Origin of the sequence: Saltatorellus ferox (assembly GCA_007751475.1) — a bacterium.
Lineage (GTDB): Bacteria > Planctomycetota > UBA1135 > UBA1135.
The window spans coordinates 2,776,272-2,803,190 of sequence record CP036434.1 but is presented as its reverse complement, the minus strand read 5'-3'; the positions used below and the strand labels follow the sequence as shown (position 1 = coordinate 2,803,190).

The window sequence follows — 26,919 nt, the reverse complement described above, 5'->3', positions numbered from 1 at the left end:
CGGAGCCCACGAGTGTCGTGACCTGGGCGCTGGCCCAGCTCGAAAGGAACACCCAGACGAGAAGAGTGAGAGAGGACTTTGACATCGAGTGAGGTGGGTGAGATGCGCGAAGGATTATCTCGGCGTCCCTCGATCAGCGAACGGATCGAAGGACTCAAGACCGATAAGGCAGCCGGCTCCGGGGAGCCAGGCAATGGCTACAGACGTTCGTAGGCGCCGATGTCGAGGGTTCCGCCGCCAGGAACCAAGTCCACCACGCGAGCACTCGTGGGAGAAGTCGTGTAGAAGTACGGCGTGAGCTCGAACGGCACCATATTGCCGTTCATGTCCGGGTAGTCGAACGGAAGCGTCAGCGCAGGGTCGACGCCGGCATCGATCAGTGCAGAGCCGGCGCTCAGCCTGAAGTCACGGCCTGGAGCATCCTGGTAGCCGGGGGGTACGTCGAAGTTGGCAAAGCCGGCGGTGGGATAGGTGCCCGTCGCCACGGTGAAGATGTCGCTCCCGAACGCTTCAAGGGTCCAGCTCAAGGGATTGCCGAATACGCTGCGACTACCTGAGCCCGCGATGGCGTCGATCACGTCGAGAGTTCGCGTGGGATCGAACGTCAGCCCCACGATGCTGTTGATGAAGTAGGGCTGAAGCGTGGAATCCACGACCGTGTACACAGTCCCACCCCCTCCTACGCCAGGAGGGTTGGTCAGGACCTGGTTGTAAGCCATGGTGCAGTTGAGCCAAAGCGACGAATTGGCGGAGCCACCGTTCTCGAGTCGCACCGCGGCGCCCCCCCCATGGCAGAGGTTGTCGTTGAAAATGCTGTTCATGACGAGGAGCCCGACGTCTGGCACCGACGTCCCCAAGGCGCCGAGAAGATCGGGGCCGCCCGCGAGCGACTCGACGAACACTGCGCCGCCGCCGTTACGGGCAAGTTCCACCGCAGTCACGCCCTGCTCGCCGGCCAGATTTCGATAGAAGACGCTGTTGAAGATCCACGACGGCTCGACGCCATGGATACCGGCCTCCTCGGCCTCCGCAGCGCCCTCGAGGTAGAGTGCTCCACCCTTGTCCGACGCGCGGTTGCTCGAGAGGTAGGAGCGGTACATTCGGAACGCTTTGGTGAAGCCTCCGTCGAAGGCGATCGCGCCGCCGTTCTCCGAGGCGACATTGAGTTCGGCGAAGAGGTTCCTCACGGTCACCTCGTTCCCCGTGACATGGAGGGCTGCACCCGAGCGGTACTTGGGATCCGAGGACCCGTTCGCGTTTCCATCTCGGATCGTGAAGCCGTCGATCAGGACGCCTTGAGTGCCAGGTTCCACCACCACCACATTGTAGGCGTTGTCGGCGGTGGTGGTGGGGATGGTGAGCAAGTCGGTCTCCCCTGAGAGGACCGTCTGGCGGAACAGACCCGACCGACTATCCACCGAAGGATCTCCGTTCCTGAAGCCCCCGTAGAGCTCAGTATCATCCGGTATGAGGAACCTAGCCGTGCGCGGATCCGACGTCTCCGTCGCGGTCGGCTGGTACTCCCAAGCAGCGACGTAGATGATTCGGTTACCAGACGGCAGCGTAGCGACCTGATTCAGGGCGCCTTGCAACGTGTTCCGCGGCGTCCCCCAGCCCGATCCATCGCCGTCGACGGCGAAGCTACCGTCGACGTAGACCTGAGCGGAGACCAAAGAAGAGCCACTGATGGCCAGTGCTACGAGTGACGCGAGAGGCGAGAGGCGAGAGGCATGGTGTTGTCCTTGGCAAGCTCCACCGCACGAGCGGTCGCCACTGGGTGGAGGACGAAGTTGATTCTCTTCAGGCGGTGCCACTGCTGGCACCCGTCTCGAGCAGGGAGCTGGCAGACTCCGAAAAACCGCTGAGCACTGGCGACAGGTGAACGATAGGGATCTGGGCGGATCGTGGGCATCAAGCGACGATCAAGATGCGTCCGTTATGGTGCTCCACTTCAAAAACGGACGCCACTGTGAATGAGCCCCTTGCGAATAGGCATTCCTAAATTAGGTGCCCGTCTCGGTCGCTTTCGCTCAGCGAAGCGGGAGGTCCTTCGACGAAGCATCCTCGCTCCGGGACTGCCGGAACAGCACCACCGTCCCCACGAGTAGCGCGGCCGAGAGGAGCATCACGCCCCGGATTCCGATGTAGGGATTCAGGAAGCCTCCGAACGTGCCCCCCACCGCGACCGCGAAGGTGCGCGCCGAGAAGACGACGCCGAAGGCGCCGCCGCGGCGCTCCTGGGACGCCTGGCCCGCCGCGAGCCCGAAGGCCAGCGGACCGATCCCCGCCATCGCGATGCCCATCACGAAGCGACCCGCGAGCAGCACGAGGTAGTACGCGGTGGCTGCCTGGAGGCCCAGCGCGACGACGCAGAGGATCGCGCAGTTCCGGAGGGCACGGCGATGCCCCACGCGATCGCCGTAGCGGCCCCACGCCGACAGCGAGATCAGGTTCGCCACCGCCATCACGCCGAAGAGCAGGCTCGTGGCGAGGGTCTGCGCGCGCTCCTCCAGGGTCGTGCCGTCGGAGGCGAAGAACTCCGTGACCGTCTCCCAGACGCTGCCCTGGAGGTCGGCCCCCGCGAACATCGACTCGACGTGCAGCTCGATGACCGGGTTGATGGATCCGAGGCCGAACTGGAGCGCGAAGACGACGAGCGCGGTCGCGCGCAGCGCGGGATTCGCGAGCACGTCGCCGATGTCGCGACCGGTCTGCCGGAGCGTCGCCTGGACGCCCCGCGGCCCCTCGCCTTTCTGCTGGCGCTTCGACACGTCCTCTTCCGCGCCGAACCAGACGACGGCGGCCGAGATCAAGGCCAGCGCGCCGACGACGAAGAACACGGACTTGCGGCTCCCGAGCAGCGTCGCCACGAAGCCGCCGAACATGGGCCCGATGAGCCCGCCGATCGCGAGCGCCGTGGCGAGGTTACCTGCGACGCGGCCCTGCCGGTCCGCGGGCGCGGCGATGCTGACGAGCGTGATGCTCGGGGGGATGAAGCCAGAGAAGAGCCCCTGGCCCAGGCGCATCGCGAGGAGCTGCAGCGGCGTCTGCACGAAGCCCATCCCGCCGACGAAGAACGCGATCGCCAGCATGGCGCGACAGACCATCACCTTGCGCCCGAAGCGGTCGCCGAGCGCGCCCCAGATCGGAGCCGAAAACGTCGCCGAGAGCGGAGCGGCCGCGAAGCACAGGCCCGACCAGAAACTGATCGCGCTCTCGCCCTCTAGCCCCATCTCCTTGAGGAGGCTCGGGAAGAAGGGCAGGAAGCTCATCATCCCGATCGAGGTGACGAGATTCGCGGTCCAGACGACCCAGTACGTGCGTTTCCAGCTGGATTCCATGGGTAGAGGAGCGAAGAGAGTGCCCGGCACCCGCGTGGGTTGCCACCGATCCTGCCGTTCCGTCCGAAAGTCCCCTGTGGCGGCTCGGAGTCGGCGCCCCGCTGCGGCGGGTCGCGAAACCGAGACGGGACCGCGCGGTAGAACGCGCGGATCTCCACTCCCACGACTCCCACACCGGTATCCTGCCCCCATGAATCGCACTCCGGCCGCTCCTTCCCGCCTGCCCCGCCAGCTGTTCCGACGGGTCTCCATGGCGGTTTCCGCGCGGACTCTCGCGCTGGTCGTCGCGCTCCACGGCGCCTCGATCGCCAGCGCGACCTCCGATCTCCGGGTCGTCGATCCCGAAGGGAAGCCCGTGGCAGGCGTCACGCTGGAGATCGTCGACCGGCAGCTGGGCACGTTCAGCGAGTCGGACCTGCCGCTTCTTCTGACGAGCGATGACGAGGGCCGGATCTCGCTGGAGGACATCAAGCGTCCGCCGATCGATCTCCGGCTGGCCACCGTGGACGGCGGGTCGCCCTGGGCCATTCGCTACGTGCACGGAAAGCGCCTGATCGACGAGAACGCGGGGGCTGACCTCGATGGCGCGAAGCCGCGCGTCTATGACCTGTCCGAGGACATCGTCTGCGTGGTCGAAGAGAGCGGCACGATCCAGGTGCAGGTGGCAGGCGCCAGGGAAAGCGACCGTTTCCACGCGACGTTCCTGGACCAGCGGCCTGAGCCCGAAAGCCACCGGAACGTCGTCGCCAGCGGAAGCTTCACCGGCGGCTCGGGTTCGTTCCGGGTCCCCGCCGGCCGAGGCACCGTCTACCTCTACCAGGAGGGATACGTCGGCGCGCCCGTGCTCACCCGCGACAGCCCCCTGATGGTCGCCGTGGCCCCCGGCGGAACGGCCAGCGTGGCGGTTCGCTTCCTGGAGGGCCCCACCACGCGGCTCCTGGCGCCCTTCGACATGATCCCCTTCCAGCGGATCGAGGCCCTCGCCCCCGACGGCCGCACGGTCATCGGAGAGTTCGCCTTCGATGCGTCGCCGCTGCGCCTTCCCTCGCGCATCGCGGTCGTCACGGGAGCGGCGAACGCGCCCTCCGAGATCCCGCCCATGAGGCTCCCGAAGCAGCTCCTGCGCGCGGTCGACGTGCCGCTGGCACTCCCGGCCCTCGAACTCCCGGACGAGGTCGAAGGCGCTGAACGCTTCGTGGATCGTGCGCCCATGGAACTTCTGTTCACGGTGGATCCCGGCCTCAAGATCCGGTTGCCGGAGGCGGCGGGCGGCTGGATCGATCAGGCGCGCGGGGGCCTCTCCTTCCTGTCGAACACGGTTCAGGGCATGAAGATGCTGACCGGCATCGAACATCCGGCGCCCAGCCGCGTCCTCGTCGCTGGCGCAGGCAGCGGAGCGGCCTGGCAAGCAGCCGTCACGGTCCGCGACGCCGAAGGCGCAGTGCGCCCGTACGTCGAGGTGCTCGTGGCCGCGCCGGGATCGCTGCTCGCCCGTGGGATCACGGGCGCGGATGGGGTCATCCACGTCGAGGGGATCCGCGCGGACTCCGTGGCGCTCTGCCTGGTCGACTCGGTGGCGGACCAGGTGAGCCTGGCGCGGCCGGAGCCGGGCGCAGGGAGCGCCGCGGGAGTCATCGTGCCCGGCGACCGAGTGGAACTCTCCGGGACCTGGAAGCGGAGCCCGCAGAACGCGGGCGTCGGCGACCTGATCGTTCTCGTGCCCGCGAGCGAGGAAGCCATCATGGAGCAGCGCCGGTTCATGACGCGGGCCGCCCCCATCGCCTTCCTCGACGCGGCCGGAACCTTCGACTTCGGAAGCGTTCCGCGCGGCCTCTACACGCTGCGAGCGGGCAGCCAGAGCGAGGCGGCCATCGACCTCAGGGTCCCTGAAGAAGAGAAGGCCCGCTCCGGGGCTGGCTCCCTGGAACTGAGCGGGACCGGCGCGTCGTTCGAGGCGGTTCTCACCTCTCGTTGAAAGAGATGAACCAGCAGCCGCGGGAAGCGGCGGCTGGTTCAAGGGAATCGACATCGCCTCTCCCAAGACAGATATCGATAGTCGTCGGTGGCTCGGCCGCGGGAAGCGACGGCCGGGCGTGGACTGCAGAGCGGAAGTCAGAGGCGCCGCGTGCGAGGAAGCGGCACGGCTGACCGGTTCTGCTGGTAAGTACCCCGCGATCGGGCCGGGGTCACAGCGACCTTGGAATTCTTGGGAGGAATTCCGCGCTCGCCAGAATGGAGTCGGGGCCGGGATGGGAATCGGAACAAGGAGCAGTGCGAGCGTGGACGCCAGCCAGCCGCGGGGCCCTCGAGCTCACCGGGGAAGACCGGATCGGCTCGAGCCGTGGGAAGCAGGTTGGGAAGCGATTGTCGGGAATGGCCGTTGGCCAGCTGACGTCCACTGACACGTTGTACCCCGCCCGCCCCGACCAGTAACCGTCAATCTCACTTTTCTGGCAATATCGCATTCCTGGATGAATCGGAGAGTGGCCCGCCCCCCCCCCCTGGCCCCACCACCGGGCCCCGAGCGATCCCTCGATCTTCGGGCTGTCCCTACTCGCGGGCTCGATATGCTCTGCGCCATGACGCTCATCAGCCTCGAAGGCGGCTCCAAGGGGTTCAACGACCGCACTCTGTTCTCCGGCGCGAACTTCGAACTCGGCGAGGGCGAGCGCGTGGGCCTCGTGGGCCGGAACGGCTGCGGAAAGTCCTCCCTGCTCAAGATCCTGGCGGGCGCCGAGGTGCCGGACGAGGGCGTCGTGACGGTCAAGAAGGGCCACCGGGTCGGCTACCTCGAGCAAGAGCCCGCCCTCGACCCCACCCGCCGCATCCGCGAGGTGGTCCGGGACGGACTGACCGGCCGCGCCGAGACCCTCGCGGCCATCGACGAGGTCCACACGAAGATGGCGACGGCAGAGGGCGACGCCCTGGAGCGCCTGCTCACGCGGCTGGAGAACCTGGAGCGCGAGCTGGAATCCCGCGGCGGCCACGACGTCGAGCACCGGATCGAAGCGACGCTGGACGCCCTGGACATCCGTGACCCCGAGGCCCTCGCGGGCTCTCTCTCCGGCGGCGAGCGCCGCCGCGTCGCCCTGTGCCAGCTCCTCGTGGGCCGCCCCGACGTGCTCCTGCTCGACGAGCCCACCAACCACCTCGACGCCTTCGTCACCGACTGGCTGGAGGACTGGTTCCTGGAGACCAAGAGCCCGCTCGTGCTCGTCACCCACGACCGCTACCTCCTCGAGCGCGTGGTCGATCGGATCGTCGAGATCGACGGCGGTGCACTTCACTCGTATGCCGGCGGCTACAGCGACTACCTGGAGGCGCGGGCCGAGCGCATCAGCGCGGAGAACCGCCTGGAGGCGACGCGCCTCACGCTCCTGCGCCGGGAGACCGCGTGGATCCGCCGCGGCCCGCCCGCGCGGACGACCAAGTCCAAGGCGCGGATCCAGCGCTACGACGAACTCGTCGACGCCGCGCCCGACATCTCGCCCGCGAACCTCGAATTCATGATCCCGCCGGGCCCGCGCCTCGGCACGCGCGTCGTCACGATGAAGGGCATCTCCAAGGCCTACGGCGACCGCGAGATCATCCACTCCCTCGACCTGGAGATGACGCCGGGGATGCGCCTCGGCGTGATCGGGCCGAACGGCGCGGGCAAGAGCACGTTCGTCAAGATCGTGACGGGGATGCTGCAGCCCGACGCCGGATCGCGCGAGATCGGCGAGACCGTGCGCTTCATGGGCATCGACCAGGAGCGCGTCGATATCGACCCGAATGCGACGGTCATGGAGAACGTCGCGGGCAAGCAGGACGTGGTGCGCGTCGGCGACAAGACCGTCCGGATCGAGAGCTTCCTGGACAAGTTCGGCTTCGATGCGAGGATGCGGACATCGCCGGTCAAGACGCTGTCGGGCGGCGAGCGCAATCGCGTGCTGCTCGCGAGGCTGCTCCTGGCCGACGGCAACATGCTGGTGCTGGACGAGCCCACGAACGACCTCGACCTCGCGACGCTGCGCGCGCTGGAGGAGGCGCTCTCGGTCTTCCCTGGCGCGGCGATCGTCGTCAGCCACGATCGCTGGTTCCTCGACCGGATCGCGACCCACATCCTCTACGTGGACGGCAAGGGCGGTACGTACCTCCACCACGGGGACGTCGCGGACCTGATCAAGCGGATCGCGGCCGAGCGCGAGCAAGACCGCCTCGCGGCGGTGCGCCAGCGCAAGGGCGGCAGCGAGAAAGCGGAGCCCGCAGCGGCGCCGGCGGCCACGGCCGCCGCGAAGCCGAAGAAGGCTCGCTTGACCCCCTGGCAGGAGAAGGAACTCGCCCAGATCGAGGGCAAGATCGCGGCCCAGGAGGCCGTGGTCGCCGAGCTGGACGTGAAGCTGGCCAGCGGCGACCTCTACAAGGTCGGAACGGATCCGAACCTGGCGAAATCGCTCCAGAAGGAGCGAGATGCGGCCCAGGCGACCCTCGATGCCACCTACGCGCGGTGGGAGGAGCTGGAGGGCTTGAGGGAATAGCGGCCCGCGACCTGTTAGGGTATGCGCGTGACCACCCATCCCGGTCGAGCCAACCCGGCGCGCGATGCGCCGCCTACTCCCATGATCGATTCCACTGGCGCGAACCGCGCGCGTTTGGCCCCCACCTCTGTTCCTGGCCAGCGGCTTGCCGCGTCCGTTCTTCGGGCGGGCCTCCTCGGAGGCATCGTCCTCGCAGCCTCTGCCTGCTCCAGTGACAGCGACGACCCCGACCCGAACGCCTTCGTCGTGCGCTCGACCGGGCATGCCGCCGCTTCGAGTACCACTCCCCTGCTCGGGGACGGCCCGTGGCTGGCCTACCGGATCTCGGAAGCCAGCCAGGGAGCCGGTGGAACCGACTTCAACGAGGACGGGGATACGCTCGACTCGATCGCCGTTCGCGTGAACACCGCCACGCAGTCGCGGGAGATCCTCGACGTGGCGGCGGATGCGCTGCACCTCGTTCGTCGGACGATGTTCATGGTCGTCTCCGAGTCCGCCGACGGACGCGACTGGAACGCGGATACGGACATGACCGATCGCGTGCTGCTCTACCTGACGCCCAACGCGACGGAGCCGGTCTTCCTCGACACGGTGACCCCCACGGGACTGGCCGCCATCTCGATCGGCGGAACGCTCACCTACGCGAGTGACACCGCGCCGACCCTCGACATGGAGTCGAACCTCCGGGTCGTCACCGTGGCCAGCAGCGGCGCGGTGCCCGGGGCTCCCACGATGGTCCCGGCGACGATCGATCCGAGCATGGACGGCATCACGTTCGAACTCGATGGAAGCGACGGAGACGTCATCTTCCTGCTCTCCGACGAAGGGCTCGAGGGCGACCTGAACGGCGATGGCGACGCTACCGATGGCTTCATCTTCGGAGTCCTGGACGCAGGGTCCGATACGCCCGAGGCGATCTGCAGCTGTCTGCCGATCGCCTCCGCCAGCACCCCGACGGCTGTTCCGATCTCCAGTGGAGGGGAATGGCTCGTGGCCTTTCTCGTGGACGAAGCTGCGCAGAACGAGAACCTGAACGACCCCGCGCTCTTCTCCGGTACCTGGCAGCCCGCGAACTGCTCGGGCGTGCCGGACACGGACATGGCGGACGCGGTGCTTCACTGGTTCCAGCTCACCGATCTGACCATGGGGACCGCCGCCAAGAACACGGGACTCGTCGGCGCGGGCACCGCCACGGCGTACGCCGTTCGATCGGGATTCGTGGGCGTCGTCTCGCCGGAGGCCTTTGAGGGCGGTTGCGATCTGAACGACGACGGCGATTCGCTGGACTCGGTGTTCCGCTGGGTCGACGCGTCGAACCCCGCCGACCCCGTCCTGCCCGTGACGAACAGCGGGCGGCTCTTCGCCGTCGACACGGCCGTCGCTGGCGGCTCGGGCGGCGTGGTTCGCCTGAGTGACACCTGGGTGATCAGCGTGGACGAGGCCGCCGATGGCCGCGATCATGACGGTGAGCCTGGCGTGGACCGAATGGTCATCGCGGCCCACAACCCGTCGAACGCCAGCCAGAACTGGAACTTCATGCACGGTGCGTCCAACCCGCGCCCGGTCGGCGTGACCTGGATGGCCGAGGATCCCGAGAGCTCCAGCCGCTTCTTCGCCGCGTTCTCCGAGAACTTTGGCACGATCGGCGGCGGGAACGGCGACCTCAACGGTGACGGCGACGCCGCTGACTCGGTCCCGACGATCCCCCGCATCCAGACGGGCAACCAGCTGACCTTCCCCGGCGTCGCCACGGCGACGACCCGCAACAACGCAGGCATCACGGTGGAGGAGAACATCGGCTTCCACCGCGTCAGCGAGGCGGACCAGGGCAACTCGGACCTCAACGGCGACGGTGACACGAACGACTTCGTGGTCCAGCGCTTCAGCCTCGTGAACTCGTTCCAGCGCGCTCTGATGGGTACGTCGACGAACGTGAACAGCGACTCGGTCGAAACGGGCACGGGCGACGCGGAGTTCGCGGCGTTCCTGACGGAGGAGTTCCTCGAAGGCACGGACTTCAACGGCGACGGGGACACGAACGACTTCGTGGTGCGCTACATGCGCCTGCCGCAGTAGGCGTTCGAGCGCGGCGTCACCTGAACGGTCATCCCCTCGGAGATGGAGACGTCGGAGAAGTGCTCGGGAAGCTCGATGCGGGCGTAGACGATGAGGAGCAGAGGCACGATTCGCTCGGCCTCTGCTCGTATCTCGCACGGCGCGTCATCTTCCCTCGGAAAAACCCGAAGAAAGATCACGCAGGCGTATCCCGCCCCCACCGATGACGTCATCCGACGGCATCGAGTCGCCGCGCCCGACGAGACGAGACCAGGACCCCGATCAGTCGGCCGCGAGCACGCCCTCTCCGTCCGCCTTCTCGACGCGCACCATGTGGAACGGTGACGTCAGCATCTGGGTCACCATCGCGTCCTCATCGGGGAGCGTCTCTGACGTGCGGACCACGATTCGGCCGGGTTGATTCGCGGTCGCTGGCATGCGCACGATCTCTTCGATCCGAACGGAGTAGCCGCCGGTTGGCTTCTGGCCCACGAACGCCGCCACGACCATCGAATCTTCGAAGTCGATCTCCGGGGCGGGCGGGGTCGGGAGCTGGAGGCGCATGTGCTTCTTCCAGAGCGCGTCGAGGGACGCCTGATCGCGCACGACGTGGAGGCCCGCCGCCGTGATGCCGCTCGTCGCGCCGGTTCCGAGGTCCTCCAGCACGAGGACCTCATGGGGTTGGGGCGCGGGCTCCTCGCCCGGGGCGCCTGCGCCCTGGTTCGTTGAACGGCAGGCGGCGAGCACGATGACGGAGAGAGCGACGGCGGCGCCGGTCGTTCCGAGAATCCAGGTGGGGATCATTGGTGGGCCTCCAGAAGAGCGGCCGTGGGGTTGTCGAGGTCTGTGTCGGACGTGGAGGCGTCATCGCCCTTCGCTCGAAGGTGCGACACGGGAAGGCGGAAGCCCTGCTGGCCTCCGACAGAAGCGGAGCTGAACGTCGCCTGCTCCAGCGGGAAGTTGAGGCCGGAGATCGTTCCGGTCTCGCTGACGGTCACCTCCACCGGAAGGCCGAGCGAAGGGTAGAGGCCGCAGAGCGGTTCGCCCTCGTCACAGATGAAGTCGTCGCCGTCCTCGTCCGTGCCCGCCACGATGATGTAGGTGCCGGCGGGAACACCGCTCAGCGCGTAGCCCAGGGAACCGTTCGTGACGACCACGTCCTGGGCCACCGAGTTGTAGGAGACAGCGTCCACCGCGATCACGAAGACCTCGTAGGCCGTCGTCGTGGTCGATCCGCCGAGTGAGAGAGTCACTCCGAGCATGGCCGTCCCACCGTTCGACTGGACCGTCACCGACCCTGAGTAGACACCGTTCGCGAGTCCGCTGGCGCTCACGGTCAGCTCGACCGCGGACGTGTTGGTGGAGCCCGCCTGGGGCACGATCACGCGGCTCGCGGAGAGCCAGTTGCCGCCCGTGTTCGTGGTGGCCGAGACGCTCGTCACGTCGAGCAGCCCGTCCCCCACGTTCGCCACTCCTACGCGGCGGGTACCGGTGGCCGTCTGGAACAGCACGATCGACTCGTCGAGGGACAGCACGGGTCCGCCGCCTCCGCCGCCGCCCGCGGCCGCCTGGCACGCCGCGAACGCGTTGACGAGGCCCTCTCCATAGAGGTTGTCGCGGCCCGCCGCGCCGAGGTCCGTGGCCGTCGAGGTCAGAATCGTCGTGAGCTCCGCCGGCGTCAGCGTCGGATCGAGCGCCAGCATCAACGCCGCCACTCCCGCCACGTGGGGCGCCGCCATGGACGTGCCCTGGTAAAAGCTGTAGTTCTCGAAGTTCGTCGGGGTGACCGAGTCGTCCGGCTTCGTCGAGAGCACGCCGTCCGCGTAGCCATCGCCGTTGCGGTCCGCCGAGACGTCGCCGCCCGGGGCCGCGATGTCGACGGTCGGGTGGAAGTTCGAGTACGGCGCGCGGCGCTGGTCGTAGTCCACGGCCGCGACCGAGATCACGTTGCCATAGGCCGCGGGGTAGGAAGGCGAGGAGCTGTTCTCGTTGCCCGCCGCCGCGATGATCAGGGAGCCCGCTGCCGTCGCGTCGTTGATCGCGTTCTGGAAGGTCTGGCTGAAGCCGCCGCCACCGAGGCTCATGTTCTGAACGTGTGCGAGCGTCGTCGTCTGGTTCGAGGCGTTCGAAAGCCCGGCCGCGTAGAGCACGGCGTTCAGGATGTCGAAGGTCGAGCCGCCCCCTTTGCCCAGGCAACGCACGTGGAAGATCGAACTCTGCCAGGACACTCCGGCGACGCCCTTGTTGTTGTCGCTCAATGCGCCGATGGTGCCCGCCACGTGGGCGCCGTGGAAACTCGAGGGCTGAATGCCGGTGGAGTCGCCCACGTCCGTCGGGTCGTTGTCACGGCCGTTTCCGTCACCGGCGATCGACGGATCCGCGATCATGTCGTAGCCGCCGGCCGTGCCGAACGGGAGGTCACTGGAGGGCGCCGAACCGGTATCGAGCACCGCCACGCGGACGGTGCCGCTGCCCGTGGTCAGGCCCCAGGCCGCGGGCAGCTGGATCTGCTCGTAGTGCCACTGGAGGTTGTAGAACGGGTCGTTCGGAGTCTGCTGCGCCGCGAACGCCGTCAGGACGAAGTCGGGCTCCGCGATGAGAACGTCGGGTTTGCCCCGCAGGCTCGCGGCGAGCGCGAACGTGTAGCGCTGGGCCTCTTCGTCCGAGAGCTCCGCCGGCAGGTCGAAGTGCACCTTGCCGGGGCCGTCGGGGACGGCGTCGACGACCTGGCCGCCGAAGGAGCGCACGACGTCGTCTAGGCGCTGGACCGTGCGGCCCATCCTGGCGCTGGCTCCGGAGAGGCCTGGCTCGCCGGAGACGTCCCCATCGGGGCGAAGCTGGACGATGACGTCGCCGCGGAACGACGGAAACCTGGACGGCAGCCTGGATCCGCGCGCCGCCGTGGACAGCCTGGCCAATGGGGTAGCCAGCGCAGTGCCCGCCTGACTCCCACCCGAAAGGCGCGCGAGATTGCCGTCTAGCTGAAGCGTGTACGCCGACACCGCGCCGTTGATCGGCCGGATCTCCAGCGCCACCAGCGTCATGGCGCTGACATCGATCTGGCCCACCTCGGGAACGGCGATGCCGGTGAGCGAATCGATCAGCAGGGGACTCCCGAGGTTCGCCGAAACGTCATAGGCGAACACGTCGTAGTCCTCGGCTCCGTCGAAGGAGAGCGAGACGTTGAAGGTCGACGCCTCCGCCACCGAGAGGAGGAGGAAGTCGCTGCTCGCGCCGGAACCATTGCCCGTGAAGGTCAGGCTGTCGGTGTTGTCGAACATGCCGACGTACTGACCGGCCGCCGCGCTGTCGTTGGGTTCGACCTCCGCAATCGATGCGCCGGGTGCGCTCGCGGTCATGACGAACTCGTAGTCCGAGCTGCCGGCCGCGGCCTCGACGAGCGCCAGGAACGTCCCGCGCGCCACGATCGCGCCGGATTCCGACGAGGAGTTGCTCGCGAACGCGGCCACCTGCTGGAGGCTCACGGGATCGAAGAAGTAGACGTCGATGTCCGAGGTCACGTCCTGACCGTTCAGGCTGACCGCGATCTCGGCGCGCTCGGGCACCACGACCTGGAAGATGTCCTGATCCGTCGTCGCGGTCGCGCCGACGACCGTCTTCGTCTGGCCTGCGCGAAGCTCGCCGAGGATGTGGGCCTGGGAGAGCACGTCGTTGGGCTCGGCCTCGAGGACCGTGTCCTCCGAGGCGAGAACGCTGAGCGTGCCGGTGAGGCGGTCGCCGGCGCCGGGATCGCCGCCGCTGTCGCTGCCGCCACCGCACGCAGAAAGCCCGAGGCCGAGCACACCGGCGAGGAGGAACCCTCGCCGCCGGCCAGAATCAAGGAGTCGAATCATCGATCGCCGCGCCGCCCGTTCGGGGACGCTACCTGGAGTTTGGAAAAACCCAGCGCGCAGCGACACCGACGAGAGGCCGGTGCAGGGGGGACGAGAGCACGCTGAGCCAACAGCGTAGCGTCTCGGCCACCCGACTACTGAATCATGGCCAGGATCGGCCCCTTGTGCTCCTTGAGGACGCTGTAGGTCACGCCCCCGAGGAACGCGGCGGCGACCCCCGTGTGCCCGTTGGTGCCCATGACCATCAGGTCAGACGGGCGCTGCTCCTCGATGATCGCGAGCGACGGGCTCCCCATGATGAAGCGGCTTTCCACGTCGGCATCGCCCCATGCGTAGCTCTCGAACCACGATTCGAAGCGCTTCTTCGCCGCGTCGTGGATGGCGTCGATCACGTAGACCGGCATGCCCGCGTCGCCCGCGTAGGCGGGCATGGGATCGACGAATCCGATCGCCTCGCTGCAGTGAATGACGATCAGGGGGACGGAGAGTGCGCCCGCGAGCCGGAGCCCCATGGCGATCGCCGCCTCCGACTTCTCGTCGAAGGCGAAGGGCACGAGGATCCGCTGGACCGAAACGTCCGGCTTGGGCTGACTCCAGACGTGGGCCACCTGGTTGCCGAACACGCTGCGCTGGGTGCCGCCGAAGTCGATGAAGCCCGACTTCTCGTGCGGCCCGACGACCATGAGATCGGCCGGAAGCGAGCGGGCGGCGCGCAGGAGCGCCTCCGACGGGCGCCCCAGTTTTACCTGGCACGTGGCGCCGTCGCCCACTTTGGACTTCACGCGGTCGGTGAGCCAGGTCTCCGCCCGACCCGCCACCTCGGCGCGCATCGTGGCGACCTCCTCGGGGTGGCTTCCCGAGTGCGCCATGGGCAGGTCGATCGAATGCACCACGTGGGTCTTCGTGCCGAGTCGCTGGTGCAGGAACGCGGCGGCTGCGAGCGCGCAGTCACCGCCGATTCGGCCGTCGTCGCCTACCACGGCCTGTGGAAAAATGGATGGGCTCATGACCTCGATTAGCTACGGAAGGGAGAATGGATAAACCTGTAGAACACCTTAAGCGCGGGGGCTGCCCACGCCATCGAGTGGTCCATATTCCGGGTTACTCTTCCTCGTCGAAGGTGCCTTCCTTGGCGGGGAACGCCAGCACGGGCATCGTGGCATGGCGCAAGATCGACTCGGCGACGCTGCCGAGTGCAAAGCGACGCAGACCGGTGCGGCCGTGGGTGGAAAGCACGATCAGGTCCACGTCATGGTCCTGGGCGTAGCGGGCAATGTCCTTGCCCCCGTGGCGGCAGCTGATCGCCTCGACCACCACTTCACGGCTCGAGGGCAACGTCTTGGCGAGTTCCTGGAGCGACTCCCTGGCCTCCTCCAGCTTCGGCCCGACGGCCGGATCCTCGAGCGGCGGGGCGAAGGGCGAGCCCGTCGCCATCACGGGGATGCTCTCCACCGTGTGCAGGAGGGTGACCTTCTTGCCCTCGAACAGCTCGGGCGCTCGCTCGATCGGGCGCAGGGACAGCTCGGAGAGATCGGTGGGCAGCAGGATGTGCTTCGGGTTCATGGGAGGCTCCGGGGACGGACCGGCAAGGTTGTCTGACGAACGAGTGCACGCGGGCTCGGATGCCGCGTCTGCCTCACCATCTTCCCGCCGAGCCGTCGCCACGCCCATGGACACATGCGCGGGTTCAGCGCCCTCGCAGTGCGTAGGGGTTACCCCTTACAGATCCTCGTAGGGCATGTCGTAGACCCGCTCGCCCGCGCGCATGTCGCCGGTGTCCATGCCGAGCTTGAACCAGCGCTGGCGCTGGGCGGCCGTGCCGTGGGTGAAGCCCTCGGGCTGAACGTAGCCCCGCGCCTTGCGCTGGAGCGTGTCGTCCCCGATCTGCTTGGCCGCGTTGAGCGCTTCCTCGCGATCCCCCGGATCGAGCATCTTCTGCTCTTCCTTGGCATAATAGGCCCAGACGCCCGCCAGAAAGTCCGCGTGCAGCTCCTGGCGAACCGACCACTGGTTGGCTCGCGCCTCCGAGAGGCCCTGCTTCTTCTGCGCGACCATCTGCGTGATCCCGAGCAGATTCTGAAGGTGGTGCCCCACCTCGTGCGCGATCACGTACGCCTGGGCGAAATCCCCCGCCGCGCTGTGCCGCTTCGCGAGCTCACTGAAGAAGGTCAGGTCCAGGTAGATGGTGTCGTCTCCGGAGCAATAGAACGGACCGACCGCGGACGACTGCGTTCCGCAGGCCGAGCTGACCATGTCGCGGAAGCGAACGAGCGTTGGCTCCTGATACTTCTGTCCTCCCTGGCGAAAGAGGTCGTTCCAGACGTCTTCGGTGCTGGCCAGAACGACGCTGATCATATCCAGCATCTCCTGCTCGGCGGGGGAGTTCGCCACCACCCCGTCGCCGCCGCGCTGCTGGGTCTGAGGCCCCGCGGCTTGCGTCGGTAGCTGGGACAGGAGCGCCAGCGGGTTCTTGCCCATGAGCAGCATGATGACGGCGAGCACGATCACCCCGAGTCCCCCGCCCACGGCGGCCTGCTTGCCCCTGGGCGCGGCTGACGCATCACCGCCTGCATCCACTACGTTCTCACTCTTCCGTCGTCCCTTCCACTGCATGGCGCGGCCTTCGTTCTCTTGGGTGTTCCTGTCGGGGGGGGCGTGCTTCGGGGGAATCCCGGGGGAGGCAAGCGCGCAGAAGGACGCAGGGTACATCAAACGGACTGCCAGGAAGAGGCCCCGGTGCACCGGATCGAGAGCCCAGGGTCTCGATTCTGCCCCATCCACGGCCTGCCTCGAATTCCCTTCCAGAGCCCGTACCAGCCGCGACGAAGAGTCCCCCACGTCGGGGCATGCGTACAAGTGGGCGTCTCCCTACGTGCCCCCCCAGAGCCATGAAATTGATACGAAGTTCCAGCAGGGTCCGCTGCCCCGCATACGGGCACCGACCCCCTACCAAGAGTCGCGCGGGCTTGACCATCGTCGAGCTCGTCATCGCCGCAGGAATCATGGCCGTCCTGCTCCTCGCATCCGCCGGCGCCATGGGCGAGAGCGTGGACTCGACGAAGCTGTCCCGCAACCTCACCCAGGGAGCACTCTTCCTCGAGTCGGTCCAGGAGGACCTGACCGCGGTGGCCTCGTCGGACCTGCTCTCCATGAACGGCCAGCAGATCTTCGCGACCGAGCCCAGGGCTGACGCGAAGTACCGCGTCGACATCACCACCTTCATGGCGAGCATCGACCTCGTTCAGATCCGACTTGCGCTGATCGATCAGTCGACCGGAAGGCGCGTCGCCACCGTCAACTCGTTGAGGGCGATTGGATGAGAATCGTGAAGCCAAGAAACACATCCCGCCACGGCCGAGACTCCCGGGGCCGCGCGGGCTTCACTCTGGTCGAGACGATCCTTGCCAGCACGCTCTTCGTGGGCGTGGGCTACGTCTTGCTCATGTCATCGCAGGCGAGCCAGCAGTCGCACCGCACGGTCTCCATGAACGTGGAGTCCAACGGAACGCTGCGGGAGTTCACGGATCACTTCCAGGACGAGCTGCGCTCGGCGAACCGCGAGACGCTGGTGCTCGACCAACCCGCAGCAGGCAATGCGACCCTTCGATTTCAGACCGCCATCAATGGCGGCGGCGCCGAGGCCTGGGGCGTCTTCGACCGGCGGTTGTCACCGGACGAGGCCGCATGCAACCGCGATGGCTGGTTCATCCAGTACGCGGTGGAACAGGGCGGTTTGGCCCTGAACGAACTCGTGCGGCGCGTGATCGATACGAACGGAGACACGCAGCTCATGCATGTCATGGCCACGAACGTGGTGCGCTTCTCCGTGGACAGTACAGGGGAGGTCTGGGTCGTTCGACTCGAGACCTTGGGCGACGAGGGCAGAAGAGAGGATGAATTCGATGTGCGAATCCGAAATGAATAGTGGCGATCAGCGCCAGACGCGGCGGTCTGAGCAGCGCCCGAGCCGAACCACGGTGCGGCTCTCGGCCGATCCAGGCCGTCGAGGCAGTGCACTCGCGGCCACGTTGATCGTCTTCGTTGGCGTGACCGGGCTCGTGCTCGCCTCGTCGCAGCTCTCCGGGGTGGAGGTCACGGCCTCGCGCCGGTCGATCGACAAGGTCCGCGCGACGGCCATCGCCGAGGCCGGGATCGAGCAGAACAAGGCCATGCTGGCCGACGCCGTCAGAAAGAACAGCATCAGCAGCCCTCTGGACGGCGTGCGAGCACTCTTCCCCCAGGGGGCGGGGAGCACGCGCCAGACGTTCGATGCAGAGCCCTTGATGGACGGCGCAGCCAACGTTGGCGAGTACACCACGTCGATGACCTTCCGCCAGGACGGCGCGCGCCGCGTCCTGGTCACGATCACCTCCACCGGCTACATCCCGCGTGCGCCGCAGAACCTCGGACCGAAGGAGAAGCTCCAGGCCTGGGACTCCATCGAGGTCACGGTCGAGTACACCCTCAAGGCAAGCGAAGTCTTCGACAACGCGTACTTCGTCAACAACTGGGGCTGGCTCTATGGCAACACCATCGAGGTCAATGGCAACGCGCGAAGCAACGGCCAGATGGACATCGGGGGCTATCAGCCGATCATCACGGGCCAGCCGCTCTTCGACTCGGCCACGTTCGACGGGACCAGCGCGTCCCTGGGCGACGCCGTCGACGGCGAGGGACTGTCGTCAGGCTGGGACATCGTGAACGCCGACCGCGTTCGCGACGGCCAGGGCGGATCGCCCGACAAGCGCGACTTCCAGGATCAGGTCGAAATGCCCAACTTGACGGACCTCAGCCGGTACGAGGAGATGGCGACCACCGAGTCTTCATCCATCACCATCGGCGGCGTGGTTGTCTCCGACGGCATCACTGGCGACGAAGGCGGCGAGAAAAAACACCTCTACCTGCACGGAACCGCTGCGAACCCGATCGTTCTCAACGGTCCGGTCGTCGTGCGCGGTGACCTGATCATCAGCGGCTACGTGACCGGCCAGGGAACGATCTACTCGGGGGGCAACGTCTACGTGCCGGACTCCGTTCGCTATCTCAACGGCCCGACCTCTGAACGGCCCAGCGGCGACTCACGCGCCGAGACCGAAGCCTGGCTCACGCAGAACTGGAACGCTGACTTCCTTGGGCTCTTCGCCCGCGAGAGCATCGTGGTGGGAGACTTCACCCAGCGCAGCTGGTCCAACTACGTGAACGGTTGGCTCCAGTCACCCATGAACTCCTCCCGCGAGGACTCAGGTCTGGACCTCATCGCCAACACCAGGGCTGGACGGGACGGCATCATGGGAACGGCGGACGACGATTTCCTCGAGGGCGATGGCGTGTTCACCGTCGAGCACTATTCCGCTGACGACGCAGCCGCGGGCTTGATCCCGGACGGATTCAGCGTGGGCGATGCCATACCGGGGACCGGGGAAGACATCGACGGAGACGGGCAGTACGACGACACTCTCAACGTCGCGGACTTCGCCTTCGAGGACGACCTGGAGAGCTCCAAGTGGGACGGCAACATGCCCAGCGGTGGGATCGAGCGCTACTCGGACATCGCCTCGATGTACGCGAACCACCTGGACGCCACGTTCTACACCAACCACGCCTTCGCATGGGTGGTCTTCGGCAGCCAGAACGCGGAGATCAACGGCTCGGTCGTCGCCCGCAACGAGAGCATCGTCTACGGCACGCCCCGGGCCATCATGAACTATGACGCTCGCCTCCTCGGCGGCGGTGACGGCTTCGTAGGCGACATGCTGCCTAACACAGCCGCCCCCATGCGAGTCGTCCAATGGCGCCGCCTCCAGGAGGATCCCCATCGCGCCGTGGTGATGCCATGATCGATCGATTTCCCATGAAGGCCGGATGGGCTCCCCTGGTGGCTGCTGTCGCGCTGTCCGCGGGAGTGGCCGTGGGCGCCCCATCGGCGCTACAGAACGAAACACCACTGGAGGACGGGACTCAGCACGCAGACTCGCCGGACTCGAGCGATGCTTTCCGCCTCCTCCAAGAACGTCGTCGCGACCTCTCGCACCCGAGCGACCCCCTGAAGCTGAGCGGCGCCTTCGAGGACGAAAACAACCTGGCCGCCAACCGTGGTGCCATTCAGCGTTCCAGCTTCACACCGGTGCTGGTGGACGCCGAAGCGGCCTACGAAAGGCAGCTGGCCATGCTGGAGGATCGAGCCACCTACATCGGCGCGAGTCTTCCGGCCTACCGGGGCGATGACCAGCCTCAGCTGAAGGCTCCACTGAAGCGCCTACCAGTCCGCGAAGAGGAGGACCCGACGAGTAGCCGGGCCTCATGGCTAGCGGCGTTTGCCGTCGCGGCCCTCGGGACCTGCGCGCTCGTCCTCCAGGGGCGAAAGTAGAGCGCCCAGGACAGCCCTACTTCAGGTACTTCTCGATGTAGAGCTTCCAGTTGGCCTCGAACTCTTCGAGGTCGATCGGGCCCCAGGAGGCCGCCATGGCGTCCTCCCAGATCTTCTGCTTGTCGCGGGGGTCCAGGTCGAACCGGTTGACCTCGAGTTCCTCGGGGTCGAGTTCCTTGTCACGCTTCTTCGCCTTCTCGATCCGCTCCTGGCGGATCTTTTCGTAGGCGGCCTCGAAGCCATCGTTCAGGGTCTTGACGTAGTTCGGGATGATGTCCGCGTACTCGTCCTTCCACACCTTCCGGTTGACCTTCCGGAGAGCGCCCTGGCGCAGCATGTAGATGATCGACCAGGACTGGCAGTAGCCGCCGACGCCGGTGGAGCCCTGGGTCGACTGCCACTGCTGGTGGCTGAAGTTCAGGTGATCTTCGAGGGGCGTGGTCGACTCTTCGCGGACCATCTGCTGGATGATCCGGAGTCGGTCGAGGCCGGCCGGCATCTTGGGCGTGATGAAGCCGCGCTTGCCCTTGATCTTCATGCCTCCGTAGTAGTCACCGTGCCCTTCGTCGAACCAGCGGTGAGCTTCTGACTGGTTGAAGAGGAAGTGGCAGTACTGGTGGAACGCTTCGTGGCTCACGACGGCATACGTGGAGTTCCGGTCGACCTCCAGGGCGTCGTAGAGAACGAGCTCCACCGACCTGGGGCTGAAGTAGCCGGCAGTACCTCCGCCCATGCCGCTGAATTGCTGGAACTCCTCCCGGCTGGAGCAGATCCGGACGACGGACACGGCCTTGAAGCCGGGGGGAGGCGGAAAGTCCGCTTCATAGACGTCGCGGCTGATCTCCAGCCGTTCGACCACTTCCTTGATGAAGGGGACCTTCGTCGAATTGGTCAGGATGACGAAGCGCTCCGAGGGCGTGCCGATCGCGGACCAGCCGGGCGTCTTCGCCGCCTCTTGCTCGGCCCAGGCCATCTGCGATTCGTACGTTCGCTCGCTGGTATCGACCTCGACCGGCTTGGTGCGATCGATCAGCTCGAACGACTCGGCCGATCGGCGGATCACGGTCTCCAGCTTGCCCTCCAGCTCCTCGGTCACGAAGTAGCAGAGGTGAATGTCGGCGTGATCCAGCGGGAAGCTCCAGACGTCGAGCGACAGCGGGATCGGCTTGGGGTCCCCCGCCATGGTCCACTGGTATTGAACGTGCTTGACGGTGAGCCCGGAGATCTCGACCTCCTCCTCGATCTTCGGCTCCTTGAGGATCTTCTTGCTCAGCCCCTTGTAGCCGATGTCGCCGATGATAGAGGTCATGCTGGGCCGCGCCTTCTTGGCGACGGACTCCCCCTTCTTGGACTTCTCGTCGACCTCCGCGTTGCGAGCGGCGTAGGCCGTGATGGTGTTCTGATCCTCACCGAATCGAAGGACCTCGGCGCCGCCGCGCGACGTGTTGACCGGGATGGCGTCGTAGTCGTCGAGCGGCTTGAAGCGGAACCCTTCCGTGGGGCAGTCCACGTACGTCCTGGCCATCTTCTGCAAGGGGGCCGGGCCAGCTGGTGACGCAGCTGGTGACGCAGCTGGTGACGCAGCTGGTGACGCGGCTGCCAGGGCATTCAGCGCGACGGCGGCAGGCGTGAACACAAGGGCGAGAGCGAGGGTTCTCGGGGTGAACCTTTGGAGCATGATGAGTGAGTGGGTCGAAGGCGAACGTGCGAGGTTTGTCATAGTGTACCGAAGCGAAGAATCTTCCCTTCCTCCGGGAATAGATCGTCTCCGGGAGTCGCCCGTTGGCCCCCACGCCCCCTTTACCTTCGGCGAACAAGATCCGCGGGGCTCGACGGAGCACGCCCGGGAATCGCTGGCTCGGGACCCGCGAGGCGCCAGTCCTCCACGCCGACCCCGACCAGGTCGAAGCCCCTCGCGCCCATCTGAAGCGTCCCGTCGATGAGAAAGTAGTTCTGCCGGAAGTCTTCGTAGGAGTGATCGAGATCGAGCTTCTCCATCGCCCCGCGCAGCTCCTTGGGGATGGAGACCCGGACCGACCGCCGCTTGTCTCCCCCGCGAAGGAGCACCGTTCGCGAGCCATCGTCTTCTTCGAAGAACCGATCGATCAGCGCGAGAACCGTCACCTCCCGCGGCCCCTTCGCGATCGCGGCGCTGAGCTGATCGGGCTCATCGGCTGCCAGGAACCGCATCGGATCGGACGCAGCGAGCGCGCGATGAGCATTCACCGCCTCGGCGCGCGCATCCCACCAGGGAAGCAGGCGGTCGTAGGGGCGACGGCTCCCGCCGTCGTTGGTCCGGGGATCCCAGATCCCCCGCTGCTCGGCCATCGCGGCTTTCTGCGCAGCGACGAAGCGCTCGTGATCGATCCGGCTATTGCCGTACTTGTTGAAGTAGGGGCTCAGGCCCGTACGCACCATGAGCAGGTTGAAATCGACGCCTTCGCTCGTCACGACGTGGCAGAGCAGCCGGCCGTACGGATCGCGCGCCTCGACGCCGCCGGGGAAGCGAAGGCCGACCTCCACCGCGCCCTCCGACGGACTGCGTGGCATGAAGAAGCCCTGGGCCCAGCCCGCGGTCAGATCGCCGAAGCGCGTCGACGGCTTGGTCTCGCTGTCGTTCTTCGGCATGTACTTCTCTTCGGTGTCGATCGAGAGGAGCCGGAGCTTCTCCCTCTTGCCGTCCCGGTCGACGTGGATCGTGTCGCCGTCGACGACCCAGGCCACGGGAAAGAGCTCGGTCGGCTTCTCGACCATGCAATCGGCGAGGAGCGCCGTGGGCGCGGCCTGGGGCGGACGCTCCTGGGGAGACGGGCCCGCAGGGGCGGAGGCGCCGGCGAGGCCAAGGAGCAGAAGGGAGAGAGCAGTGCCAGGAATTCGGTGCATGAAGCCCATTCTCCCAAGCGCTCCCGGCTCCCGCCTGCACTTCCCTCAAGCTTTAGAAAGATCTTGCCGAACGGGCCGATATGAATGCTCTCCGCGCCGCCACCTTCGTCCTGCTCCCCACCCTGAGCCTCGCCGCCGTGGTCATCACGGGGTCCATCAGACCGCTCCAGGCAGCCGCCCGCGCCCTCCCGACCGCCAGCGCGGCCGGGATCATGGTGAACCATCCCATCGCCGAGGACGAGAACGGGATGCCGTCCCTGGCCTTCCAGGGCACGCTCGCCCGGACGCGCGTCGCCCTCGTGGTCGACAGCCCGGAGGGAGGGATCATCGGCTTCGACCGCGATACGTCGAAGGTCACGCGCTTCGAGGATAGCACCGGGAAGTCGCTCGTCGACCCCGGGTCGCCGTTCAGCCCCTTCACCTACGGCAGCCGCATCGTCCAGGACGGCCGCAGGCTCGCCCTCGAAATCGAAAGCCAGCAAGCGCCAGCACCCGGCGCCAGCTCGGTCCTCGCCAGCGGAACGATCGACGTGTCGATCGCCCACGAGAAGCAGACTCACCTGAGTCCGCCGATGTACCTCGAGGCCGGGAGCGCCATCGAAGCGGGCCCGTTCCAGATGACGATCCAGGCTTTCGAGCCATCGACCTGGGGCGACGGATTCGAACTCCGCGTCGGGACGAACTCGGCCCTGACGGAGATCACCCGGATCGCGGCGGTTCTCGAGGATGGTCGCCGCATCCCGCTCGAGCGACGCTCCACCATGAGCTTCAACGACGCGACCGAGCTGACGCTCAGCTGCGAGACCGACCTCGGGACGAGAGCCGCCATCGAGATCGAAGCCTGGGACAACCCCAGGCGCCGGACCGTCCCCTTCAAGATCGAAGCGCGCGTCGGCCTCAAGTAGCCCCGCTGTCCCGAAGGGGCCTACCATGGGGGCATGTTCCCCATGCTAGCGCTCCTTCTCTCCCTGGCCGCTCCGGTTCCACAGACCGCGGCCGAAGTCTGCTCTCGCTTCGAAGGATTCGACCAGGACCGCGACGGAAAGGTCGAGATCGAGCGGATCGTTCCGCTGGGATTCGACCTCGAGCCCTCGACGAGGGAGTCCCCCCCGGTGGATCGGCCGGATCTGCCGGCTCGGCGCCGCCTGCTGGTGTTCGTCGAGAATCGACTGCTATTGAAGAGCGCGCGCGGCGCGGCGCTTCTCTCCCCCCTGGCCCGGCTCCAGGAAGAGCTGACGCGGGACGGCCACGAAGCCCTGACGCTCGCGATCACCCTCTCGCCGGACTCACTCCCCCGGGACGAACGGTTCGCTCTCGCTCTGCGCGAGGTGCTGCGCGCTTTCGACGGGGACGGTCGGCTCGATGGCGCGCTGTTCGTCGGCCATTTCCCCGATGCATCCCGCGATCCCTCGCTCGAAGGGCGACGGATCGCCGAGTACCTCGATCGGAACCGCGCCGTCGTTACGCGCGCGGAAAGGGTCGCCCCTCGCCCGTCCTCCATCGCCTTCGCGCCGCGCCACGCTTCCCATGTCGGCCCGGTCGTCGGCGAGCCCGCCGGCGCAGCGTGGGCGCGGTTCCCCGATATCGAGTCCCGCTCGACGTGGGAGGCGGCGGGCGAGGCCGCCGCACGGAAGCGCACCTATTCCTGGAGCGTGCTCGCGGACTGGACGCCGGGCCTCCGCGCGATCGACCCGGCCCGCTGGAAGCCGATCGAGCTCGCGAACAGCCAGCTGTTCCTCCCCGACGACCTCGATCTCACCGAGGGCGAAACGGTGCCCCTCTACATCCACTTCCAGGGCGGCGTCTCCGCGGCGAAGAAGAACTTCGCTCGCATGGAGCGGCGCGGCGTTCTTCTCGCCTCGACCCTGGCCGGATTCTCCAGTGCGTTCCGGACGCCCTACGAGGACCCCGCCGCGTTCTCCGATCTGCTCGACTCGGTCGACGCCGCGCTCTCGGAGCGCGCCGGTCGGCCCATCCGAAGCGAGCCCGTGGTGATCACCTTCTTCAGCGCGGGCTACGGGGCCGTCCGCGAGTTCCTCAAGCACCCCGCGCACTTCGATCGCATCCAGGGTCTCGTCTCTGCGGACTCGATCTACGCCTCCGTCGTCAGCGATGAAGTCCGCGCTCCCGAGGCGGCGCAGATGGTGGATTTCCAGCGCTTCGCCCAGGCCGCCGCCCGCGGAGAGAAATCGTTCGTGCTCGTCCACGGAATGTACCAGACGCCGTACGCATCCACCGCCGAGTGCGCAGACGCCATCCTGTGGAGCGTCGCCGGGCAGCGCGTGCCGAAGGCGTGGACGAACGAGCGCGGCTTCACCACCGCCAGCGAGGCCCACGTGGGCGATTTCCACCTGTACACCTTCGATGTGGCCGAGCCCTACATCCACGTCGAGTGCATGCAGATGATCCCGGAACTCGTTCGGAAGCACCTCTGAGGAGGGCTTGGCCCCAAAATGAGACGACACAGCCATGAACCTTGGCCCCGATTGTTTCCTGGAAAGCTTCTGAGTACAGAATGCCACAGGTGCAGGCCGGAACGCCGAGCCCTCACCTCCCCCACTCTCACCCCGACGGCACGGTCCGTCTACTGCCATGATTCAACGCCCCGTACTCGGTGCTGCCTGCATCGTCGCTCTGGCTCCCTTCGCCGCCGCCCAGAGCTTCCAGTACTCCGACTTCAACAGCACGGCGGGTCTCCAGCTGGTGGAGCGCGCCGCGGGCTCCGGCGCGATCCTCCGCGTGCACGACCAGGCGGCCCCCCAGGGCGCTGGCAACCGGGGCGCAGCCTGGTTCGGCTCGCCGGTGTCCGTCGCGAACGGATTCGACACGACCTTCGTGTTCAACATCAACCAGGGCGGCAGCGCGAGCGGCGGCGGTGACGGAATGGCCTTCGTCATCCAGAACGACCTCGTCGCCGGCGACACCGGCGGCGTCGGGCTGAGCGGCATCGGTCGCCACGCATCCGCGATCGGATACGGGATCTTCCCCACCTCGAACCCGGGCGAGTCGATCGACAACTCCCTCGCCATCGAGATCGACACGTTCCTGAACTCGAACCAGCCAGCCGCCGCACCGATCATGGATCCGGATGGCAACCACATCAGCATCCACACCGGCGGAAGCGGCGAAAACGACCAGCGTGAAGACTGGTCCATCGGCCGTGCGCCCAACAGCGCCCTTGGCGGTGTAAACATGAGCGACGGTCAGGACCACACCGTGCGCGTTCACTACGTCCCGGGCACGCTCGACGTGTACCTCGACGGCGTCATGGTGCTCAGCACGTCCTACAGCTTCAGCACGGGCGGCACCCACATCGACACCGGCAACGCGGTCGGCGGGCTCAACCTGATCGGCGGCACGTCGGCCTACGTCGGCTTCACCGGATCCTCGGGATCGAGCGTCGAGAACCACGACGTGATCTCGTGGACCTTCGATTCGGCTGGCCCCGGCGGAAACTACTGCACCGCGAACGTGAACTCCTCGGGCGCGGCCGCCTCGATGTCGGCGATGTCGTCCCTGTCCATCGCCACGAACGACACCGTTCTCACGTCGACCGGCATGCCGAACCTGGCCTTCGGGTTCTTCATCACGAGCCAGACCCAGGGCTTCGTCATGAACCCGGCGGGCAGCGCAGGCAACCTGTGCCTCGCGGGCGGCATCGGCCGCTACGTCGGTCCGGGCCAGATTCAGAACTCGGGAACCATCGGCTCGATCAGCCTCTCCATCGACCTCAACCAGATCCCGACGCCGACCGGCCTCGTGCAGGCATCGGCGGGCCAGACCTGGAACTTCCAGGCCTGGTTCCGTGACGCGTCCATGGGCGTGCCGACGTCGAACTTCTCGGACGGCCTCAGCCTGACCTTCACGAACTGATCCGTCAGGGATCCGCTGGGGTCGGC

Annotated in this window: 20 protein-coding genes; 10 read left to right on the top strand and 10 right to left on the bottom strand. The window is 67.0% G+C overall.

The features are described 5' to 3' along the window. Nucleotides 1-197: 197 nt before the first annotated feature. Together Poly30_RS10015 and Poly30_RS10010 are read right to left on the bottom strand one after the other, a co-directional pair. Nucleotides 198-1,673 carry a hypothetical protein gene (locus tag Poly30_RS10015; RefSeq protein WP_145196809.1) on the bottom strand — a complete coding sequence of 492 codons (1,476 nt, stop codon included), beginning with the start codon at nucleotides 1,671-1,673 and terminating at the stop codon, nucleotides 198-200. 357 nt (nucleotides 1,674-2,030) lie between these two features. Then, nucleotides 2,031-3,341, bottom strand: coding sequence for an MFS transporter (locus Poly30_RS10010; protein WP_419191204.1), 1,311 nt, complete (start codon nucleotides 3,339-3,341; stop codon nucleotides 2,031-2,033). Nucleotides 3,342-3,531: 190 nt separating this feature from the next. On the opposite strand from Poly30_RS10010, the gene Poly30_RS10005 reads away from it, so the two are divergent. From Poly30_RS10005 to Poly30_RS09995, 3 genes are all read left to right on the top strand, one after another. Beyond that, on the top strand, nucleotides 3,532-5,316 hold the full coding sequence (locus tag Poly30_RS10005) for a hypothetical protein (RefSeq protein WP_419191203.1): 1,785 nt from the start codon (nucleotides 3,532-3,534) through the stop codon (nucleotides 5,314-5,316). 604 nt (nucleotides 5,317-5,920) lie between these two features. After that, on the top strand, nucleotides 5,921-7,861 hold the full coding sequence (locus Poly30_RS10000; protein WP_419191202.1) for an ABC-F family ATP-binding cassette domain-containing protein: 1,941 nt from the start codon (nucleotides 5,921-5,923) through the stop codon (nucleotides 7,859-7,861). Nucleotides 7,862-7,942: 81 nt separating this feature from the next. After that, a complete protein-coding gene (locus Poly30_RS09995; protein ID WP_145196802.1) occupies nucleotides 7,943-9,937 on the top strand; it encodes a hypothetical protein in 1,995 nt (664 codons plus the stop codon). Here the strand turns inward: Poly30_RS09995 and Poly30_RS28330 are convergent. The 6 genes from Poly30_RS28330 to ypfJ all read right to left on the bottom strand — a co-directional run bounded on the left by Poly30_RS28330 (nucleotide 9,916) and on the right by ypfJ (nucleotide 16,383). After that, nucleotides 9,916-10,044 carry a hypothetical protein gene (locus tag Poly30_RS28330; protein ID WP_419191201.1) on the bottom strand — a complete coding sequence of 43 codons (129 nt, stop codon included), beginning with the start codon at nucleotides 10,042-10,044 and terminating at the stop codon, nucleotides 9,916-9,918. The two genes, Poly30_RS09995 and Poly30_RS28330, sit on opposite strands and share 22 nt — an antisense overlap. 154 nt (nucleotides 10,045-10,198) lie before the next feature. After that, entirely contained in the window at nucleotides 10,199-10,720 is a 522-nt protein-coding gene (locus Poly30_RS09990; protein ID WP_145196800.1) for a protease complex subunit PrcB family protein, read from the bottom strand. Next, nucleotides 10,717-13,770: a S8 family peptidase gene (locus Poly30_RS28325; RefSeq protein WP_419191200.1), complete on the bottom strand. Its 3,054-nt coding sequence runs from the start codon at nucleotides 13,768-13,770 to the stop codon at nucleotides 10,717-10,719. Before Poly30_RS28325 ends, Poly30_RS09990 begins: the two co-directional genes overlap by 4 nt. A gap of 134 nt (nucleotides 13,771-13,904) precedes the next feature. Continuing rightward, a complete protein-coding gene (locus tag Poly30_RS09980) occupies nucleotides 13,905-14,777 on the bottom strand; it encodes a universal stress protein (protein WP_145196796.1) in 873 nt (290 codons plus the stop codon). Between the two features lie 94 nt (nucleotides 14,778-14,871). Then, the gene (locus Poly30_RS09975) at nucleotides 14,872-15,333 is read right to left on the bottom strand and encodes a universal stress protein (RefSeq protein WP_145196794.1); all 462 of its coding nucleotides are present in this window, start codon (nucleotides 15,331-15,333) and stop codon (nucleotides 14,872-14,874) included. Nucleotides 15,334-15,489: 156 nt separating this feature from the next. Next, nucleotides 15,490-16,383, bottom strand: a complete 894-nt coding sequence (gene ypfJ / locus Poly30_RS09970; RefSeq protein ID WP_145196792.1) for a KPN_02809 family neutral zinc metallopeptidase — start codon at nucleotides 16,381-16,383, stop codon at nucleotides 15,490-15,492. A gap of 353 nt (nucleotides 16,384-16,736) precedes the next feature. Here ypfJ and Poly30_RS09965 point away from each other — a divergent pair, with 353 nt between their 5' ends. The 4 genes from Poly30_RS09965 to Poly30_RS09950 are packed head-to-tail and all read left to right on the top strand — an operon-like array spanning nucleotide 16,737 to nucleotide 20,137. Continuing rightward, nucleotides 16,737-17,090, top strand: coding sequence for a hypothetical protein (locus tag Poly30_RS09965; RefSeq protein ID WP_145196790.1), 354 nt, complete (start codon nucleotides 16,737-16,739; stop codon nucleotides 17,088-17,090). A 5-nt stretch (nucleotides 17,091-17,095) separates the two neighbouring features. Beyond that, nucleotides 17,096-17,695 (top strand): hypothetical protein, encoded by a 600-nt coding sequence (locus tag Poly30_RS09960; protein WP_145196789.1) that lies wholly within the window; start codon nucleotides 17,096-17,098, stop codon nucleotides 17,693-17,695. Next, the gene (locus Poly30_RS09955; RefSeq protein WP_145196787.1) at nucleotides 17,673-19,607 is read left to right on the top strand and encodes a hypothetical protein; all 1,935 of its coding nucleotides are present in this window, start codon (nucleotides 17,673-17,675) and stop codon (nucleotides 19,605-19,607) included. Before Poly30_RS09960 ends, Poly30_RS09955 begins: the two co-directional genes overlap by 23 nt. Beyond that, entirely contained in the window at nucleotides 19,604-20,137 is a 534-nt protein-coding gene (locus tag Poly30_RS09950; RefSeq protein ID WP_145196785.1) for a hypothetical protein, read from the top strand. The genes Poly30_RS09955 and Poly30_RS09950 overlap by 4 nt, the downstream gene beginning before the upstream one ends. A gap of 16 nt (nucleotides 20,138-20,153) precedes the next feature. On the opposite strand, the gene Poly30_RS09945 is transcribed toward Poly30_RS09950, so the two are convergent. Together Poly30_RS09945 and Poly30_RS09940 are read right to left on the bottom strand one after the other, a co-directional pair. Further along, on the bottom strand, nucleotides 20,154-21,662 hold the full coding sequence (locus Poly30_RS09945) for a hypothetical protein (protein ID WP_145196783.1): 1,509 nt from the start codon (nucleotides 21,660-21,662) through the stop codon (nucleotides 20,154-20,156). A gap of 275 nt (nucleotides 21,663-21,937) precedes the next feature. Then, complete coding sequence (locus tag Poly30_RS09940) at nucleotides 21,938-23,020, bottom strand: thermonuclease family protein (protein WP_145196781.1); 1,083 nt, start codon at nucleotides 23,018-23,020, stop codon at nucleotides 21,938-21,940. 80 nt (nucleotides 23,021-23,100) lie between these two features. Between Poly30_RS09940 and Poly30_RS09935 the strand changes: the two genes are divergently transcribed. The 3 genes from Poly30_RS09935 (at nucleotide 23,101) to Poly30_RS09925 (ending at nucleotide 26,893) form a co-directional block, all read left to right on the top strand. After that, nucleotides 23,101-23,925 (top strand): hypothetical protein, encoded by an 825-nt coding sequence (locus Poly30_RS09935; RefSeq protein ID WP_145196779.1) that lies wholly within the window; start codon nucleotides 23,101-23,103, stop codon nucleotides 23,923-23,925. Nucleotides 23,926-23,958: 33 nt separating this feature from the next. Next, nucleotides 23,959-25,455 carry a hypothetical protein gene (locus Poly30_RS09930; protein ID WP_145196777.1) on the top strand — a complete coding sequence of 499 codons (1,497 nt, stop codon included), beginning with the start codon at nucleotides 23,959-23,961 and terminating at the stop codon, nucleotides 25,453-25,455. A gap of 157 nt (nucleotides 25,456-25,612) precedes the next feature. Further along, the gene (locus Poly30_RS09925) at nucleotides 25,613-26,893 is read left to right on the top strand and encodes an L-type lectin-domain containing protein (RefSeq protein WP_145196775.1); all 1,281 of its coding nucleotides are present in this window, start codon (nucleotides 25,613-25,615) and stop codon (nucleotides 26,891-26,893) included. Nucleotides 26,894-26,919 lie beyond the last annotated feature (26 nt).

What these genes read in the sequence shown, in the direction of transcription:
- Poly30_RS10010 (WP_419191204.1), bottom strand. Translation starts at nt 3,341, where the DNA reads ATGGAATCCAGCTGGAAACGCACGTACTGGGTCGTCTGGACCGCGAAT.
- Poly30_RS10005 (WP_419191203.1), top strand. Translation starts at nt 3,532, where the DNA reads ATGAATCGCACTCCGGCCGCTCCTTCCCGCCTGCCCCGCCAGCTGTTC.
- Poly30_RS10000 (WP_419191202.1), top strand. Translation starts at nt 5,921, where the DNA reads ATGACGCTCATCAGCCTCGAAGGCGGCTCCAAGGGGTTCAACGACCGC.
- Poly30_RS09995 (WP_145196802.1), top strand. Translation starts at nt 7,943, where the DNA reads ATGATCGATTCCACTGGCGCGAACCGCGCGCGTTTGGCCCCCACCTCT.
- Poly30_RS09990 (WP_145196800.1), bottom strand. Translation starts at nt 10,720, where the DNA reads ATGATCCCCACCTGGATTCTCGGAACGACCGGCGCCGCCGTCGCTCTC.
- Poly30_RS28325 (WP_419191200.1), bottom strand. Translation starts at nt 13,770, where the DNA reads ATGATTCGACTCCTTGATTCTGGCCGGCGGCGAGGGTTCCTCCTCGCC.
- Poly30_RS09980 (WP_145196796.1), bottom strand. Translation starts at nt 14,777, where the DNA reads ATGAGCCCATCCATTTTTCCACAGGCCGTGGTAGGCGACGACGGCCGA.
- Poly30_RS09975 (WP_145196794.1), bottom strand. Translation starts at nt 15,333, where the DNA reads ATGAACCCGAAGCACATCCTGCTGCCCACCGATCTCTCCGAGCTGTCC.
- ypfJ (WP_145196792.1), bottom strand. Translation starts at nt 16,383, where the DNA reads ATGCAGTGGAAGGGACGACGGAAGAGTGAGAACGTAGTGGATGCAGGC.
- Poly30_RS09955 (WP_145196787.1), top strand. Translation starts at nt 17,673, where the DNA reads ATGTGCGAATCCGAAATGAATAGTGGCGATCAGCGCCAGACGCGGCGG.
- Poly30_RS09950 (WP_145196785.1), top strand. Translation starts at nt 19,604, where the DNA reads ATGATCGATCGATTTCCCATGAAGGCCGGATGGGCTCCCCTGGTGGCT.
- Poly30_RS09945 (WP_145196783.1), bottom strand. Translation starts at nt 21,662, where the DNA reads ATGGCCAGGACGTACGTGGACTGCCCCACGGAAGGGTTCCGCTTCAAG.
- Poly30_RS09940 (WP_145196781.1), bottom strand. Translation starts at nt 23,020, where the DNA reads ATGCACCGAATTCCTGGCACTGCTCTCTCCCTTCTGCTCCTTGGCCTC.
- Poly30_RS09935 (WP_145196779.1), top strand. Translation starts at nt 23,101, where the DNA reads ATGAATGCTCTCCGCGCCGCCACCTTCGTCCTGCTCCCCACCCTGAGC.
- Poly30_RS09930 (WP_145196777.1), top strand. Translation starts at nt 23,959, where the DNA reads ATGTTCCCCATGCTAGCGCTCCTTCTCTCCCTGGCCGCTCCGGTTCCA.
- Poly30_RS09925 (WP_145196775.1), top strand. Translation starts at nt 25,613, where the DNA reads ATGATTCAACGCCCCGTACTCGGTGCTGCCTGCATCGTCGCTCTGGCT.